12 protein-coding genes, 3 tRNA genes and 4 rRNA genes are annotated in these 15,390 nt (G+C 54.2%); 6 read left to right on the top strand and 13 right to left on the bottom strand.

The window, feature by feature from the left end; translation table 11 throughout:
* Nucleotides 1-8 precede the first annotated feature (8 nt).
* Nucleotides 9-1,109, top strand: a complete 1,101-nt coding sequence (locus LZU96_RS02765; protein WP_233986970.1) for an amino acid ABC transporter permease — start codon at nucleotides 9-11, stop codon at nucleotides 1,107-1,109.
* An 8-nt stretch (nucleotides 1,110-1,117) separates the two neighbouring features.
* The gene (locus LZU96_RS02760; RefSeq protein WP_094121126.1) at nucleotides 1,118-1,879 is read left to right on the top strand and encodes an amino acid ABC transporter ATP-binding protein; all 762 of its coding nucleotides are present in this window, start codon (nucleotides 1,118-1,120) and stop codon (nucleotides 1,877-1,879) included.
* Between the two features lie 171 nt (nucleotides 1,880-2,050).
* Here LZU96_RS02760 and rrf (LZU96_RS02755) read toward each other — a convergent pair.
* From rrf (LZU96_RS02755) to LZU96_RS02725, 7 genes are all read right to left on the bottom strand, one after another.
* A 5S ribosomal RNA gene (rrf, locus tag LZU96_RS02755) occupies nucleotides 2,051-2,166 on the bottom strand.
* 33 nt (nucleotides 2,167-2,199) lie between these two features.
* Nucleotides 2,200-2,275: transfer RNA gene (locus LZU96_RS02750), tRNA-Thr, on the bottom strand.
* Nucleotides 2,276-2,289: 14 nt separating this feature from the next.
* Nucleotides 2,290-2,405: ribosomal RNA gene (gene rrf, locus LZU96_RS02745) — 5S ribosomal RNA — on the bottom strand.
* Nucleotides 2,406-2,616: 211 nt separating this feature from the next.
* A 23S ribosomal RNA gene (locus tag LZU96_RS02740) occupies nucleotides 2,617-5,521 on the bottom strand.
* Between the two features lie 212 nt (nucleotides 5,522-5,733).
* Nucleotides 5,734-5,809, bottom strand: a tRNA-Ala gene (locus LZU96_RS02735).
* Nucleotides 5,810-5,951: 142 nt separating this feature from the next.
* Nucleotides 5,952-6,028: transfer RNA gene (locus LZU96_RS02730), tRNA-Ile, on the bottom strand.
* Between the two features lie 74 nt (nucleotides 6,029-6,102).
* Nucleotides 6,103-7,644, bottom strand: a 16S ribosomal RNA gene (locus LZU96_RS02725).
* The 16S, 23S and 5S rRNA genes sit together here with 3 tRNA genes alongside, the layout of an rRNA operon.
* A 491-nt stretch (nucleotides 7,645-8,135) precedes the next feature.
* On the opposite strand from LZU96_RS02725, the gene LZU96_RS02720 reads away from it, so the two are divergent.
* Complete coding sequence (locus LZU96_RS02720; RefSeq protein WP_233988117.1) at nucleotides 8,136-8,690, top strand: gamma carbonic anhydrase family protein; 555 nt, start codon at nucleotides 8,136-8,138, stop codon at nucleotides 8,688-8,690.
* Here LZU96_RS02720 and LZU96_RS02715 read toward each other — a convergent pair.
* From LZU96_RS02715 to dprA, 6 genes are read right to left on the bottom strand one after another with little or no spacing between them, the layout of a single operon-like run.
* Nucleotides 8,657-8,914, bottom strand: a complete 258-nt coding sequence (locus tag LZU96_RS02715) for a DUF1488 domain-containing protein (protein ID WP_233986969.1) — start codon at nucleotides 8,912-8,914, stop codon at nucleotides 8,657-8,659. The genes LZU96_RS02720 and LZU96_RS02715 overlap by 34 nt on opposite strands.
* On the bottom strand, nucleotides 8,911-9,729 hold the full coding sequence (gene aroE / locus LZU96_RS02710; protein ID WP_233986968.1) for a shikimate dehydrogenase: 819 nt from the start codon (nucleotides 9,727-9,729) through the stop codon (nucleotides 8,911-8,913). The genes LZU96_RS02715 and aroE overlap by 4 nt, the downstream gene beginning before the upstream one ends.
* 3 nt (nucleotides 9,730-9,732) lie before the next feature.
* Complete coding sequence (gene tsaC, locus LZU96_RS02705) at nucleotides 9,733-10,305, bottom strand: L-threonylcarbamoyladenylate synthase type 1 TsaC (protein WP_233986967.1); 573 nt, start codon at nucleotides 10,303-10,305, stop codon at nucleotides 9,733-9,735.
* Between the two features lie 6 nt (nucleotides 10,306-10,311).
* Nucleotides 10,312-10,857, bottom strand: a complete 546-nt coding sequence (locus LZU96_RS02700; RefSeq protein ID WP_233986966.1) for a type I DNA topoisomerase — start codon at nucleotides 10,855-10,857, stop codon at nucleotides 10,312-10,314.
* Between the two features lie 24 nt (nucleotides 10,858-10,881).
* The gene (smg, locus tag LZU96_RS02695) at nucleotides 10,882-11,355 is read right to left on the bottom strand and encodes a DUF494 family protein Smg (protein WP_069729811.1); all 474 of its coding nucleotides are present in this window, start codon (nucleotides 11,353-11,355) and stop codon (nucleotides 10,882-10,884) included.
* A complete protein-coding gene (dprA, locus tag LZU96_RS02690; protein ID WP_233986965.1) occupies nucleotides 11,327-12,442 on the bottom strand; it encodes a DNA-protecting protein DprA in 1,116 nt (371 codons plus the stop codon). The genes smg and dprA overlap by 29 nt, the downstream gene beginning before the upstream one ends.
* 115 nt (nucleotides 12,443-12,557) lie before the next feature.
* Here dprA and def point away from each other — a divergent pair, with 115 nt between their 5' ends.
* From def to rsmB, 3 genes are read left to right on the top strand one after another with little or no spacing between them, the layout of a single operon-like run.
* Nucleotides 12,558-13,070 carry a peptide deformylase gene (def, locus tag LZU96_RS02685; RefSeq protein ID WP_233986964.1) on the top strand — a complete coding sequence of 171 codons (513 nt, stop codon included), beginning with the start codon at nucleotides 12,558-12,560 and terminating at the stop codon, nucleotides 13,068-13,070.
* 20 nt (nucleotides 13,071-13,090) lie between these two features.
* Entirely contained in the window at nucleotides 13,091-14,035 is a 945-nt protein-coding gene (gene fmt, locus LZU96_RS02680; protein WP_233986963.1) for a methionyl-tRNA formyltransferase, read from the top strand.
* A gap of 49 nt (nucleotides 14,036-14,084) precedes the next feature.
* On the top strand, nucleotides 14,085-15,386 hold the full coding sequence (rsmB, locus tag LZU96_RS02675) for a 16S rRNA (cytosine(967)-C(5))-methyltransferase RsmB (protein ID WP_233986962.1): 1,302 nt from the start codon (nucleotides 14,085-14,087) through the stop codon (nucleotides 15,384-15,386).
* Nucleotides 15,387-15,390: the final 4 nt, after the last annotated feature.

The raw sequence follows: 15,390 nt of genomic DNA, 5'->3' as shown, positions 1-15,390 counted from the left end.
GGATGACTATGTCTGTTACCACACATGAAACGCCCCCCGTCCCGACGAATCTGGCGAGTCGCGCCTGGCGTTGGGCGCGTAAGAATTTATTTTCCAGCTGGTTTAACACCCTGCTCACGCTGTTTTGCATCTGGGTGATCTGGCACGTTATTCCGCCTGCGCTGAACTGGCTGATCTTTCAGGCTAACTGGTTCGGTACCACCCGTGCTGACTGCACCAAAGAGGGCGCCTGTTGGGTCTTTATCCATGCCCGTTTTGGCCAGTTCATGTATGGGCTCTATCCGCATGAATTGCGCTGGCGGATTAACCTGGCGCTGGTAATTGGACTACTGTCGATTATCCCGATGTTTATCAAAAGCCTGCCGTACCGTGGACGCTACATTGCACTCTGGGCAATCGCTTATCCGGTCATCGTCTGGTTTCTGCTTTATGGCGGCTATCTGGGGCTGGAGCGGGTCGAAACCCGCCAGTGGGGCGGCTTAACCCTGACGCTGATTATCGCATCGGTCGGGATTGCCGGCGCTTTGCCGCTGGGAATTTTACTGGCGCTGGGACGTCGCTCAAAGATGCCGGTCGTGCGTACGCTGTCGATTATCTTCATCGAGTTCTGGCGCGGCGTACCTCTGATCACCGTGCTGTTTATGTCATCCGTGATGCTGCCGCTGTTTATGGCTGAAGGCACTACCATCGACAAATTGGTGCGTGCGCTGGTTGGGGTCATTTTATTCCAGTCCGCCTATGTGGCTGAGGTGGTGCGTGGCGGTTTGCAGGCGCTGCCGAAAGGCCAGTATGAAGCCGCCGAGTCACTGGCGCTGGGCTACTGGAAGACGCAGATGCTGGTGATTCTGCCGCAGGCCCTCAAGATGACCATCCCCGGCCTGGTGAATACCATCATTGCGCTGTTTAAAGATACCAGCCTGGTGATCATCATCGGCCTGTTCGATCTGTTCAGCAGCGTCCAGCAGGCTACCGTCGATCCGACGTGGCTGGGCATGTCGACTGAAGGTTATGTCTTTGCTGCGCTGGTCTATTGGATTTTCTGTTTTAGCATGTCGCGCTACAGCCAGTACCTGGAAAAGCGCTTTCACACCGGGCGTAAATCGCACTGAGGTTTTACATGACACACTCTATGACACACTCTTCCGACGCGTTGATGATCTCGCTTGAGAACGTGAATAAATGGTACGGGCAGTTTCACGTACTGAAAGACATCAACCTGCAGGTTAAACCCCGCGAGCGCATCGTGCTGTGTGGTCCATCCGGCTCCGGTAAGTCGACCACCATTCGCTGCATAAACCATCTTGAAGAGCATCAGCAGGGGCGCATTGTCGTCGATGGTATTCATCTGAATGAGGATGTGCGCAACATTGAGCGGGTCCGTACCGAAGTGGGGATGGTCTTCCAGCACTTTAATCTGTTTCCGCACCTGACCGTATTACAGAACTGTACGCTGGCGCCGTCCTGGGTCAGAAAGATCCCTAAGAAAGAGGCCGATGAGCTGGCGATGCATTATCTGCAGCGGGTGCGTATCGCCGAACATGCGCACAAGTTTCCTGGCCAGCTCTCCGGCGGTCAGCAGCAGCGCGTTGCCATCGCCCGCTCGCTCTGCATGAAACCCAAAATCATGTTGTTTGATGAGCCGACCTCAGCGCTCGATCCTGAGATGGTGAAGGAAGTGCTGGATACTATGATTGGGCTGGCTGAAGATGGCATGACCATGCTGTGCGTTACCCATGAAATGGGCTTTGCCCGTACCGTTGCGGACCGTGTGATCTTTATGGATCGGGGTGAGATCGTTGAAGTGGCGCCACCGCAGGAGTTCTTCGCTCATCCTAAATCAGAACGCACCCGCGCCTTCCTGTCGCAGGTGATTCACTGACGTAGCACACAATCTCTATTACCCGGCCTGGTGCCGGGTTTTTTATTGGCTGTATAACAGAGGCGGCTAGTGCTGGACAGGGTGGTTTGCAATGGAGAAAAGGAGAGATTCTGGCGATTGCCACAACGAAAAAAGCCCTTCGCATACGCGAAGGGCTCTCTCTTATTTGATGCCTGGCAGTTCCCTACTCTCGCATGGGGAGACCCCACACTACCATCGGCGCTACGGCGTTTCACTTCTGAGTTCGGCATGGGGTCAGGTGGGACCACCGCGCTACAGCCGCCAGGCAAATTCTTTATTTACCGAACTCATGCCTTAACTGGTGCTGATACCCAGAGTCGAACTGGGGACCTCACCCTTACCAAGGGTGCGCTCTACCAACTGAGCCATATCAGCACACTAAATTTGATGCCTGGCAGTTCCCTACTCTCGCATGGGGAGACCCCACACTACCATCGGCGCTACGGCGTTTCACTTCTGAGTTCGGCATGGGGTCAGGTGGGACCACCGCGCTACAGCCGCCAGGCAAATTCTTTGTGCTCTGTCCTGTGTCTTTTGTGCTGATGCTGCGTTGGCCGCCCTCGCGCTACTCCGTCACATACTTCAGTATGCTCCTTCGTATCGCTCGGTTGCCGCCCTGCCTCAGCGCAAAATCCTCCGGACCCGGGTCCGCAGGACACAAACGTATCCGGTAACAAGCTGAAAATCGTGTCTCTTAAAAACGCCTCTGGCGTTGTAAGGTTAAGCCTCACGGGTCATTAGTACCGGTTAGCTCAACGCATCGCTGCGCTTACACACCCGGCCTATCAACGTCGTCGTCTTCAACGTCCCTTCAGGACCCTTAAAGGGTCAGGGAGAACTCATCTCGGGGCAAGTTTCGTGCTTAGATGCTTTCAGCACTTATCTTTTCCGCACTTAGCTACCGGGCAATGCCATTGGCATGACAACCCGAACACCAGTGGTGCGTTCACTCCGGTCCTCTCGTACTAGGAGCAACCCCCCTCAATTCTCCAGCGCCCACGGCAGATAGGGACCGAACTGTCTCACGACGTTCTAAACCCAGCTCGCGTACCACTTTAAACGGCGAACAGCCGTACCCTTGGGACCTACTTCAGCCCCAGGATGTGATGAGCCGACATCGAGGTGCCAAACACCGCCGTCGATATGAACTCTTGGGCGGTATCAGCCTGTTATCCCCGGAGTACCTTTTATCCGTTGAGCGATGGCCCTTCCATTCAGAACCACCGGATCACTATGACCTGCTTTCGCACCTGCTCGAGCCGTCACTCTCGCAGTCAAGCCAGCTTATGCCATTGCACTAACCTCACGATGTCCGACCGTGATTAGCTGACCTTCGTGCTCCTCCGTTACGCTTTAGGAGGAGACCGCCCCAGTCAAACTACCCACCAGACACTGTCCGCACCCCGGATCACGGGGCCACGTTAGAACATCAAACATTAAAGGGTGGTATTTCAAGGTTGGCTCCACGCAGACTGGCGTCTGCGCTTCAAAGCCTCCCACCTATCCTACACATCAAGGCTCAATGTTCAGTGTCAAGCTGTAGTAAAGGTTCACGGGGTCTTTCCGTCTTGCCGCGGGTACACTGCATCTTCACAGCGAGTTCAATTTCACTGAGTCTCGGGTGGAGACAGCCTGGCCATCATTACGCCATTCGTGCAGGTCGGAACTTACCCGACAAGGAATTTCGCTACCTTAGGACCGTTATAGTTACGGCCGCCGTTTACCGGGGCTTCGATCAAGAGCTTCTCCTTGCGGATAACCCCATCAATTAACCTTCCGGCACCGGGCAGGCGTCACACCGTATACGTCCACTTTCGTGTTTGCACAGTGCTGTGTTTTTAATAAACAGTTGCAGCCAGCTGGTATCTTCGACTGGCTTCGGCTCGGGGAGCGAGTCCCTCCACCTACGCGCCAGCGTGCCTTCTCCCGAAGTTACGGCACCATTTTGCCTAGTTCCTTCACCCGAGTTCTCTCAAGCGCCTTGGTATTCTCTACCTGACCACCTGTGTCGGTTTGGGGTACGATTTTGTGTTACCTGATGCTTAGAGGCTTTTCCTGGAAGCAGGGCATTTATCACTTCAGCACCGTAGTGCCTCGTCGTCACGCCTCAGTGTAAAGTGAACCGGATTTGCCTGGAACACACACCTACACGCTTAAACCGGGACAACCGTCGCCCGGCCGATATAGCCTTCTCCGTCCCCCCTTCGCAGTAACACCAAGTACAGGAATATTAACCTGTTTCCCATCGACTACGCCTTTCGGCCTCGCCTTAGGGGTCGACTCACCCTGCTCCGATTAACGTTGAACAGGAACCCTTGGTCTTCCGGCGAGCGGGCTTTTCACCCGCTTTATCGTTACTTATGTCAGCATTCGCACTTCTGATACCTCCAGCATGCCTCACAGCACACCTTCGACGGCTTACAGAACGCTCCCCTACCCAACAACGCATAAGCGTCGCTGCCGCAGCTTCGGTGCATGGTTTAGCCCCGTTACATCTTCCGCGCAGGCCGACTCGACCAGTGAGCTATTACGCTTTCTTTAAATGATGGCTGCTTCTAAGCCAACATCCTGGCTGTCTGTGCCTTCCCACATCGTTTCCCACTTAACCATGACTTTGGGACCTTAGCTGGCGGTCTGGGTTGTTTCCCTCTTCACGACGGACGTTAGCACCCGCCGTGTGTCTCCCGTGATAACATTCTTCGGTATTCGCAGTTTGCATCGGGTTGGTAAGCCGGGATGGCCCCCTAGCCGAAACAGTGCTCTACCCCCGAAGATGAGTTCACGAGGCGCTACCTAAATAGCTTTCGGGGAGAACCAGCTATCTCCCGGTTTGATTGGCCTTTCACCCCCAGCCACAGGTCATCCGCTAATTTTTCAACATTAGTCGGTTCGGTCCTCCAGTTAGTGTTACCCAACCTTCAACCTGCCCATGGCTAGATCACCGGGTTTCGGGTCTATACCCTGCAACTTAACGCCCAGTTAAGACTCGGTTTCCCTGCGGCTCCCCTATACGGTTAACCTTGCTACAGAATATAAGTCGCTGACCCATTATACAAAAGGTACGCAGTCACCCCATAAAGAGGCTCCCACTGCTTGTACGTACACGGTTTCAGGTTCTGTTTCACTCCCCTCGCCGGGGTTCTTTTCGCCTTTCCCTCACGGTACTGGTTCACTATCGGTCAGTCAGGAGTATTTAGCCTTGGAGGATGGTCCCCCCATATTCAGACAGGATACCACGTGTCCCGCCTTACTCATCGAGCTCACAGCATGTGTGTTTTTGTGTACGGGAGTATCACCCTGTACCCTGCGACTTTCCAGACGCTTCCACTAACACACAAGCTGATTCAGGCTCTGGGCTGCTCCCCGTTCGCTCGCCGCTACTGGGGGAATCTCGGTTGATTTCTTTTCCTCGGGGTACTTAGATGTTTCAGTTCCCCCGGTTCGCCTTGCAGCACTATGTATTCATGCTGCAATGATGCACTGAGTGCACCGGGTTTCCCCATTCGGACATCGACGGCTGTAGCGGTTCATATCACCTTACCGTCGCTTTACGCAGATTAGCACGTCCTTCATCGCCTCTGACTGCCAGGGCATCCACCGTGTACGCTTAGTCGCTTAACCTCACAACCCACAGGCGTTTTTCAACGCTGCGTGTTGCAAGCATTTGAGAGACTCGAACATATCGTGTTTTTCATTCTTATTACGGAGAATGAAAACGACATGTCGTTTCAATTTTCAGCTTGTTCCGGATTGTTAAAGAGCATAATACTTCGCAGCACACCGTTGCCGGTACGCTCTGAAGTATTTTTTTCAGAAAAAACAGTAAGACGGTATGGTGGAGCTAAGCGGGATCGAACCGCTGACCTCCTGCGTGCAAGGCAGGCGCTCTCCCAGCTGAGCTATAGCCCCATACAGTTACTGCAGAGACCACTACTACCACTCAACCGAGTACATTCCGTAAGAAATGCAATTCGTGCTCAGGCAAGGCATGTTTCCGCGAAGCATAGTGAACTATGCGAGCCGGAGACATAACGCAGCGTGAGTGCGAATTTGGTAGGCCTGAGTGGACTTGAACCACCGACCTCACCCTTATCAGGGGTGCGCTCTAACCACCTGAGCTACAAGCCTGTAGAGGTTTTTTCTGCTCGTTACTTTTCTATCAGACAATCTGTGTGAGCACTACGCGGGAAGGTATCTTCAGGTAAGGAGGTGATCCAACCGCAGGTTCCCCTACGGTTACCTTGTTACGACTTCACCCCAGTCATGAATCACAAAGTGGTAAGCGCCCTCCCGAAGGTTAAGCTACCTACTTCTTTTGCAACCCACTCCCATGGTGTGACGGGCGGTGTGTACAAGGCCCGGGAACGTATTCACCGTGGCATTCTGATCCACGATTACTAGCGATTCCGACTTCACGGAGTCGAGTTGCAGACTCCGATCCGGACTACGACGCACTTTGTGAGGTCCGCTTGCTCTCGCGAGGTCGCTTCTCTTTGTATGCGCCATTGTAGCACGTGTGTAGCCCTACTCGTAAGGGCCATGATGACTTGACGTCATCCCCACCTTCCTCCGGTTTATCACCGGCAGTCTCCTTTGAGTTCCCGACCGAATCGCTGGCAACAAAGGATAAGGGTTGCGCTCGTTGCGGGACTTAACCCAACATTTCACAACACGAGCTGACGACAGCCATGCAGCACCTGTCTCAGCGTTCCCGAAGGCACCAATCCATCTCTGGAAAGTTCGCTGGATGTCAAGAGTAGGTAAGGTTCTTCGCGTTGCATCGAATTAAACCACATGCTCCACCGCTTGTGCGGGCCCCCGTCAATTCATTTGAGTTTTAACCTTGCGGCCGTACTCCCCAGGCGGTCGACTTAACGCGTTAGCTCCGGAAGCCACTCCTCAAGGGAACAACCTCCAAGTCGACATCGTTTACGGCGTGGACTACCAGGGTATCTAATCCTGTTTGCTCCCCACGCTTTCGCACCTGAGCGTCAGTCTTTGTCCAGGGGGCCGCCTTCGCCACCGGTATTCCTCCAGATCTCTACGCATTTCACCGCTACACCTGGAATTCTACCCCCCTCTACAAGACTCAAGCCTGCCAGTTTCAAATGCAGTTCCCAGGTTAAGCCCGGGGATTTCACATCTGACTTAACAGACCGCCTGCGTGCGCTTTACGCCCAGTAATTCCGATTAACGCTTGCACCCTCCGTATTACCGCGGCTGCTGGCACGGAGTTAGCCGGTGCTTCTTCTGCGGGTAACGTCAATCGACGCGGTTATTAACCACATCGCCTTCCTCCCCGCTGAAAGTACTTTACAACCCGAAGGCCTTCTTCATACACGCGGCATGGCTGCATCAGGCTTGCGCCCATTGTGCAATATTCCCCACTGCTGCCTCCCGTAGGAGTCTGGACCGTGTCTCAGTTCCAGTGTGGCTGGTCATCCTCTCAGACCAGCTAGGGATCGTCGCCTAGGTGGGCCATTACCCCGCCTACTAGCTAATCCCATCTGGGTTCATCCGATAGTGAGAGGCCCGAAGGTCCCCCTCTTTGGTCTTGCGACGTTATGCGGTATTAGCCACCGTTTCCAGTGGTTATCCCCCTCTATCGGGCAGATCCCCAGACATTACTCACCCGTCCGCCACTCGTCACCCAAGGAGCAAGCTCCTCTGTGCTACCGTCCGACTTGCATGTGTTAGGCCTGCCGCCAGCGTTCAATCTGAGCCATGATCAAACTCTTCAATTTAAGTTTGATTTGCTTAAACAAGTTAAGCGGTGCTCATCTGTAAAACGTCATAATGAATTTCATTATGTGTTCACTCGTGAGGCTTGATATTTTTTACGTCCGGAGACGCTGATATCAATCCTGCGAGTGCCCACACAGATTGTCTGATAAATTGTTAAAGAGCAGTGCGAGCAGCGGGTTAACCGTCTGTCGCGAGGTGGCGTATATTACGCTTTCCTCCTTCAGAGTCAACTTCTTTTTGGGAAGTTTTTCTCCGGCGGCGCAGTCTCCTGTGCCTCTCAACCCGGCGGCCGGTAAGCCGTTGTTCCGTGTCGATGGAGGCGCATTATAGGGATCCCGCTTCAGAGCACAACCCTTTTTTTGGATCTTTTTCCTGAGTGGTTATAAATGATCCAGATTGGTGAGATCGCCAGCGATCCGGGTCAGAATTGGCTTGTCAGTTGCCTGAAATAACATCAGGCTGCAATAAATTCAGTATCAAGGAGAACATGATGACTTCCGCCTTACGCCCCTATAAACATCTCTTCCCGCAAACCGGCCAGCGCGTGATGGTCGATCCGAGTAGCGTCGTCGTCGGCGATGTGATTATGGAAGATGACGTCAGCATCTGGCCGCTGGTTGCGATTCGCGGTGACGTGAACCAGGTTCGCATTGGCGCCCGCACCAACATTCAGGATGGCAGCGTGCTGCATGTCACCCATAAGTCGGCCTCCAACCCAGAAGGCTTTCCGCTGATTATTGGGCAGGATGTGACAGTCGGGCATAAAGCGATGCTGCATGGCTGTACCATTGGCGATCGCGTATTGGTTGGAATGGGGTCAATCCTGCTGGATGGCGTAATAGTAGAAGAAGAGGTGATGATCGGTGCCGGAAGTCTGGTGCCGCCGGGTAAACGGCTGGAGAGTGGCTACCTTTACCTCGGCAGCCCGGTCAGGCAGGTTCGTCCGCTCAATGAGCAGGAAAAAGAAGGTTTACGCTATTCAGCCAACAACTATGTCAGCTGGAAAAATGATTACTCTGGCGAAGACAACCAGATCCAGCCCTGAGTATCAATATCATCCTGACGAATCGCCGTTTCGGCTTCCTCTTCCAGATCCCAGCGGTGATGCTGAAACAGCGTCATCGCGTCTTCCTCACCAAAGCGGGATCGTAATGTCGCGGCGCTGATGGCACAGGTCAACCGCATACCGTTAACCAGCACCGGAAAACAGATCGCCTGCCGCGCCGCGTCATAAATCTCATCATCGGGAAACTGGATGGCCTGATTCACGACTGCATCGCCTGCTTCAACTGAGCAATAACCGGCGTGATGTCTGGCATTACGCCGTGCCATAAATGAAAAGCATGCGCCGCCTGGCCCACCAGCATGCCTAATCCATCTGCCAGATGTTGCGCACCCTGCTCCTGACACCACTGCAGGAAAGGGGTCAGACCGCGTTGGTAGAACATGTCATAACAGCGCAGTTCAGGATGAATAAGTGTTACTGGCAGAGGCGGCGTTTTTCCCTCTACGCCGCTTGAGGTCGCATTGATGACCAGATCAAAAGTTTTGTCTGCCAGTTGCTCAAAGCCACACGCATTAATTGCGCCATTCTGCCGGAACAGCTCTGCCAGTTCCTCAGCACGGGCAAAGGTACGGTTGACGATAGTCATTGAGACCCCGGCTGACAGCAGCGGCAGGATCACGCCGCGAGCTGCCCCGCCCGCTCCCACCAGCAACACATTATCGCCGGTTTTGATCATTGCCAGCCGCTGAAGATCGCTCAGTAAGCCAATACCATCGGTGTTATCGCCATAAATCTGTCCGTCGCTGAGTTTCTTCAGGGTATTCACCGCACCCGAACGGGCAGCCCGATCGCTGAGCCGATCGGCAAACTCCCACGCCTGCTGCTTGAAAGGCAGAGTGACATTCGCCCCGCGGCCTTCCTGTTCAAAAAACGCCGTCAGAGCCTGCGGAAAACCATCAACCGGCGCGCAGATCCGGCCATAACGGTGCTCTATCCCGGTCTGTTCTGCAAAAGCCTGATGGATTAACGGTGATTTGCTGTGGTTGATTGGATTACCGAAAACGGCGAATTGGTCCATGATTTAGCCCTGACGTATGAGTTCGCCGCTGATGACATCGCGGATTTCAGAAGGGTTTTGCCGCCCACCGGTTTTGCCCGACAGGACCGGAAAATCATCCCCAAACTGCTGCTTAACCTCTTCGGCCGTGCGGCACGGAGGCTGCCCCGACAGGTTGGCACTGGTAGAAACCAGCGGTTTACCAAACGCGCGGCAAAGCGCCTGGACATCGGGATGATCGCTGACGCGAATCGCCAGTGAATCAAACTGCCCGGTTAACCAGCGTGGGGTCTGCGGTGGAACGGGAACCACAAAGGTGACCGGGCCCGGCCAGCAGGCAAACATCCGTTCACGCTGAATCACCGAGAGTTCGCGATCGGAGATATAGGGTTCGAGCTGCGAATAATCAGCAGCAATCAGGATCAGCCCCTTCTCCACCGGGCGCTGTTTCAGCGCCAGCAACGCCATAACGGCAGACTCACTGTCTGGATCACAGCCCAGCCCAAACACAGCTTCAGTGGGATAGGCGATCACCGCCTGGCGATTCAGATGACTCACGCAGCGCTCAATGGAGCCGGCGAGGTGTTGATTATCCATAATGTCTCAGTTCTCTTCAGCGATGGCTTTGCCACAACTCTTACTGGCACAAAAGCGTTTCACGCCCTGCGCCGTCTTCTTTTCTACTAATAGCGGAAACTGACAATGGGGACAGGTCCCGGCTACGGGTATCAGATTAACTGCAAACTGGCAGACCGGATAACGATCGCAGGAATGAAAGGTTTTGCCATAGCGTGAACGCCGCTGGACTAATTTACCTTGCTGACATTGCGGACATGTCAGTGTCGTTTCATCCGGTTTATCGATGGTTTCCGTATAGCCACATTCCGGGTAGTGGCTGCAGCCGATAAACATGCCAAAGCGTCCCTGACGCAAAACTTTGTCTGCGCCGCAGTCCGGACAGGCGTGTCCTTCCAGCACTTTAACGACATGTCCGTCAGCCTGGCTTTTTAAAGGCCGGATATAGTCGCACGCTGGATAATTTGCGCAGCCCAAAAAAGGGCCATGTTTGCCGGAGCGTATAACCAGTTCTGCCCCGCAAGCGGGGCAGGGATCCTGTTTACGCACGGTGAAGAGTGCAGCTTTACTCATAACGATGAATGCATGAAAGGAATTTTAATGCAGCATACCTTCATTGACGTCGAATAGCAGTTCTTCCATCTGCTGATAAGCATTTTCACATCCGGGGATGTTAAACAGCACCATCAGCACCACCCATTTGAGATCCTCTAAGTCAAACTCAGGGGTATCAAGCGCCATGACTCGTTCGATGACCATCTCGCGCGTTTCCAGACTCAGCACCTGAATTTGTTCCAGGAAAAGCAGGAAACCACGGCTTTCAGCATCTAAACGGTTGCTCTCTTCATCGGTATAGATGCGCATAGAGAGCGGATCATTTGCCAGTAAAATTGGCGCAACCAGCCCTTCCTGATAGTCGGCCAACCTTTCTAACCAGTTCAACGCGCTGTAAATATCTTCACGATGAAACCCGGCATCCGTCAAGTCATCTGTCAATCTGTCCTGATCAACACCCATTTCTGCTTCGTTGTGGATATATGTCTCAAACAAGTACATGAGTACGTCGAACATGGCATGCCCTCCTTAATCGGACATAGCCGCCGGGTACAGCTGCGATCCATCCTGCTAACTCCAGTTCCAGCAACTGAGCTGAGATAACTGGCACAGGTTGGCCGGCACGTTCAGCGACAACGTCAACAGGTGTAACATCATCACCTACGTTAGCCAACACATCAGCAAATGGCAATGGAGCATCGTCACTGTCATCAGAATAAATTTGGTCTGTTTGTGTATCGGGCAACCAGCTCAGGACACTCACCAGATCCTCCAGGATATTATTCGGATGCGCCACCAGCAGCGCCCCCTGCTGAATCAGCCAGTTAACGCCCTCGCCTGATGGATTGCCCAGCGCACCAGGCAGCGCATAAACATTCCGGTTCTGCTCCAGCGCATAACGAGCAGTAACCAGTGAACCACTCTTCAGTGAGGCTTCAACCACCAGCACGCCGAGGCTTAAACCGCTGATGATACGATTCCGGCGTGGAAAATTGTGTGGATGGGGAAGAGTGGCCAGCGGAAATTCAGAAATGATCGCCCCGCCCTGTTCTGTAATCTCGCCGGCCAGCCGCAGATGGCTCTTCGGATAGAGATGCTGAAGGCCGCTGCCTGACACCGCCACCGTTTTGCCACCCACATTGAGTGCGGCCTGATGTGCCACACCGTCAATCCCGCGCGCTAAACCGCTGGTAATAGTCAGCCCGCTAAGTGCCAGCTGCTGGGTAAACCAGTCGCACCAGTAGCGGCCAGCGTGCGAACTATTACGGCTGCCTACCACACCAAGCTGAGGCGTATTCAGTACGCCGGGATCGCCCTGGATGTACAGCACGGGCGGAAAGCGCGCAGTTTCTTTCAGCCGGACAGGATAGCCCGCATCCAGAGCGGTAAGCAGATGATGGTCAGGGCTGCTTGTCAGCCAGCGCCGTACCTCATCCACCTGCTTTTCGGGCAGTGCCTGATACTGCAGGCATTGTGCAGCATCCAGTCTGGTGTGCCGCAGATCGCCATCCGCGGCCTCCAGTTGGGTGGCGACCTCAATCCAGCCTCTGCCGGTCATTCCGCTGACCGCAGCCAGCCGTACATAGCGCGCTATTTTGTCCATCTCTGACTCCCTGATCCCGCTTGCTTCCTGCCGCAGAATGCTGTCAATCAGGCCTCAAAAAGTCTACAATATGAGGTAGTAATCTTTTCTTAACCGAATACAGATCTGGATATTTATGTCAGTTTTGCAGGTATTACATTTCCCTGACGAGCGCCTTCGCAAAATCGCTGCGCCCGTTAAAGAAGTTAACGCAGACATTCAGCGTATCGTTGATGATATGTTCGAGACCATGTATGCCGAAGAAGGCATCGGTCTTGCTGCGACGCAGGTGGACATCCACCAGCGCATCATCGTCATTGATGTTTCTGAAAGTCGTGAAGAGCGTCTGGTATTGATCAACCCTGAACTGCTGGAAAAAAGCGGCGAAACCGGTATCGAAGAGGGCTGTCTCTCTATCCCTGAACAGCGTGCCTTTGTGCCGCGCGCGGAACGGGTCAAGGTTCGCGCGCTGGATCGTGACGGCAACAGCTTTGAACTGGAAGCCAGTGAGCTTCTGGCCATCTGCATTCAGCATGAGATCGATCATCTGGATGGCAAACTGTTTATTGATTATCTGTCGCCTTTAAAGCGTCAGCGAATCAAAACAAAGTTAGAGAAGCTGGCGCGCCAGAACGCGCAGGCTTCCTGAGTTTCTGAGAAGGGATAAACGTGTCTGCCCCGCTAAAAATTATCTTTGCCGGCACACCTGACTTTGCAGCGCGTCATCTTGACGCGCTGCTTGCTTCTGAGCATCAGGTAGTCGGCGTATTCACCCAGCCTGACCGTCCCGCAGGTCGCGGCAATAAGTTAACGCCCGGCCCGGTTAAAACGCTGGCACTGGCTCACAATATTCCGGTTTATCAGCCTAAGTCGTTGCGACCCGAAGAGAACCAGCAGCTGGTCGCCGATTTACAGGCCGATGTGATGGTTGTGGTGGCATATGGGTTGATTTTACCGAAACCGGTACTTGATATGCCGCGTCTTGGCTGTATCAACGTGCATGGTTCTCTGCTGCCGCGCTGGCGTGGTGCCGCGCCTATCCAGCGTGCGCTTTGGGCTGGCGACAGTGAGACAGGTATCACCATCATGCAAATGGATGTGGGATTAGATACCGGAGACATGCTGTATAAACTGACCTGTCCGATTACGGCACAGGACACCAGCGCGACACTGTACGACAAGCTGGCGCAACTGGGACCGCAGGGCTTACTTGACACGCTGAGCTTAGTTGCCAGCCAGCAGGCTGTACCCGAAAAACAGGACGAATCACTCGCTAATTACGCGGAGAAACTGAGTAAAGAAGAGGCGCGTCTGGACTGGATGCTCCCGGCTGAACAGCTCGAACGCTGTATTCGCGCCTTTAACCCCTGGCCGATGAGTTTCTTCATGGTTGATGACCAGCTGGTTAAAGTCTGGCAGGCCAGCGTGTTGCCACACAGCGATCATCAGCCCGGTCAAATCATCCGTGCTGACAAACATGGCATCCAGGTGGCGACCGCTCAGGGTGTGCTTAATCTGTTGCAGTTGCAGCCCGCCGGTAAAAAACCGATGTCGGCTCAGGATCTTCTCAACTCGCGCCGGGAATGGTTTGAAGCTGGAACCCTTCTCGACTGACTCTCTGGCCCGGTCATGCACCGGGCTTTTTGTTTGATGACAAAATCCTATGAATAAATCAACCAACCTGCGTAGCCTCTCCGCTCAGCTCATTGAGCGCGTTGTCGATAAAGGCGAATCGCTTAATACGGCATTACCAGCGGCGCAGAAAAAACTTTCTGACAAAGACAGCGCTTTAGTGCAGGAGATCTGCTTTGGTGTGTTGCGTACGTTGCCGCAGCTTGAGGCCTTAATTGGCAAGCTGATGGAGCGTCCACTGACCGGCAAACAGCGTGTTCTGCATTACCTGATCATGGTCGGCCTCTATCAGCTGGAATATACCCGCGTTCCCGCTCATGCGGCGCTGGCTGAAACCGTGGCTGGCGCGGAAGTACTGAAACGCACCAGCCTGAAAGGGTTGCTTAACGGTGTTTTACGCCAGTATCAACGCCAGAGAGAAGAGCTGCTTGCCAGCATTCAGGATGGCCCGCAGCGCTATCTGCATCCGGGCTGGCTGTTAAAGCGGTTACAGCACGCCTGGCCGGAACAATGGCAGCAGATCGTTGAAGCGAACAATCTGCGCCCGCCAATGTGGTTGCGCGTTAACCGTCAGCATCACGACCGTGATGGCTGGCTGGCGATGCTGACTGAAAGCGGCAAGCTCGCCCATCCCGCAGCAGACGTGCCGGATGCCCTGCGTCTTGAATCGCCGGCATCGGTCAGCCAGCTACCGGGCTTCGATCAGGGCTGGGTAACCGTTCAGGATCTCTCCGCCCAGCGTTGCGCCTTGTTGCTGGAGCCGCAGAATGGTGAGCAGATTCTCGACCTGTGTGCCGCGCCGGGCGGCAAAACAACACATATTCTTGAGGTGGCGCCCGAAGCTCAGGTGCTGGCGGTAGATGTGGATGCACAGCGTCTCAAGCGCGTTGAAGAAAACCTTCAGCGTCTGGGGATGAAGGCTGAGGTGAAACAGGGTGATGGACGCACGCCACAGCAGTGGTGCGGCGATCGTCAGTTTGACCGTATTCTGCTGGATGCGCCCTGCTCAGCAACGGGCGTCATTCGCCGTCATCCGGATATTAAGTGGCTGCGTCGCGATCGTGACATCGCTGAACTGGCGAAGCTGCAACGCGAAATCCTGGATGCGGTCTGGCCCCACCTCAAACCTGGTGGCACCCTGATTTACGCCACCTGCTCGATTCTGCCTGAAGAGAATCAGCAGCAAATTGAGGCCTTTTTACAGCGTCAGCCGGATGCCGAAGCGAAGCCGCTGCAGAATGCGCCAGCTAATGGCTGGCAGCTCTTTCCTGAGGCCGAGGGCGGAGATGGTTTCTTCTACGCTAAGCTGATAAAAAAAGCGGATGCTAATTGATATG

The sequence above is a fragment of the Pantoea agglomerans genome, from assembly GCF_021397715.1.
Classification (GTDB): domain Bacteria; phylum Pseudomonadota; class Gammaproteobacteria; order Enterobacterales; family Enterobacteriaceae; genus Pantoea; species Pantoea astica.
This window is presented reverse-complemented; position numbering and strand designations above follow the sequence as displayed.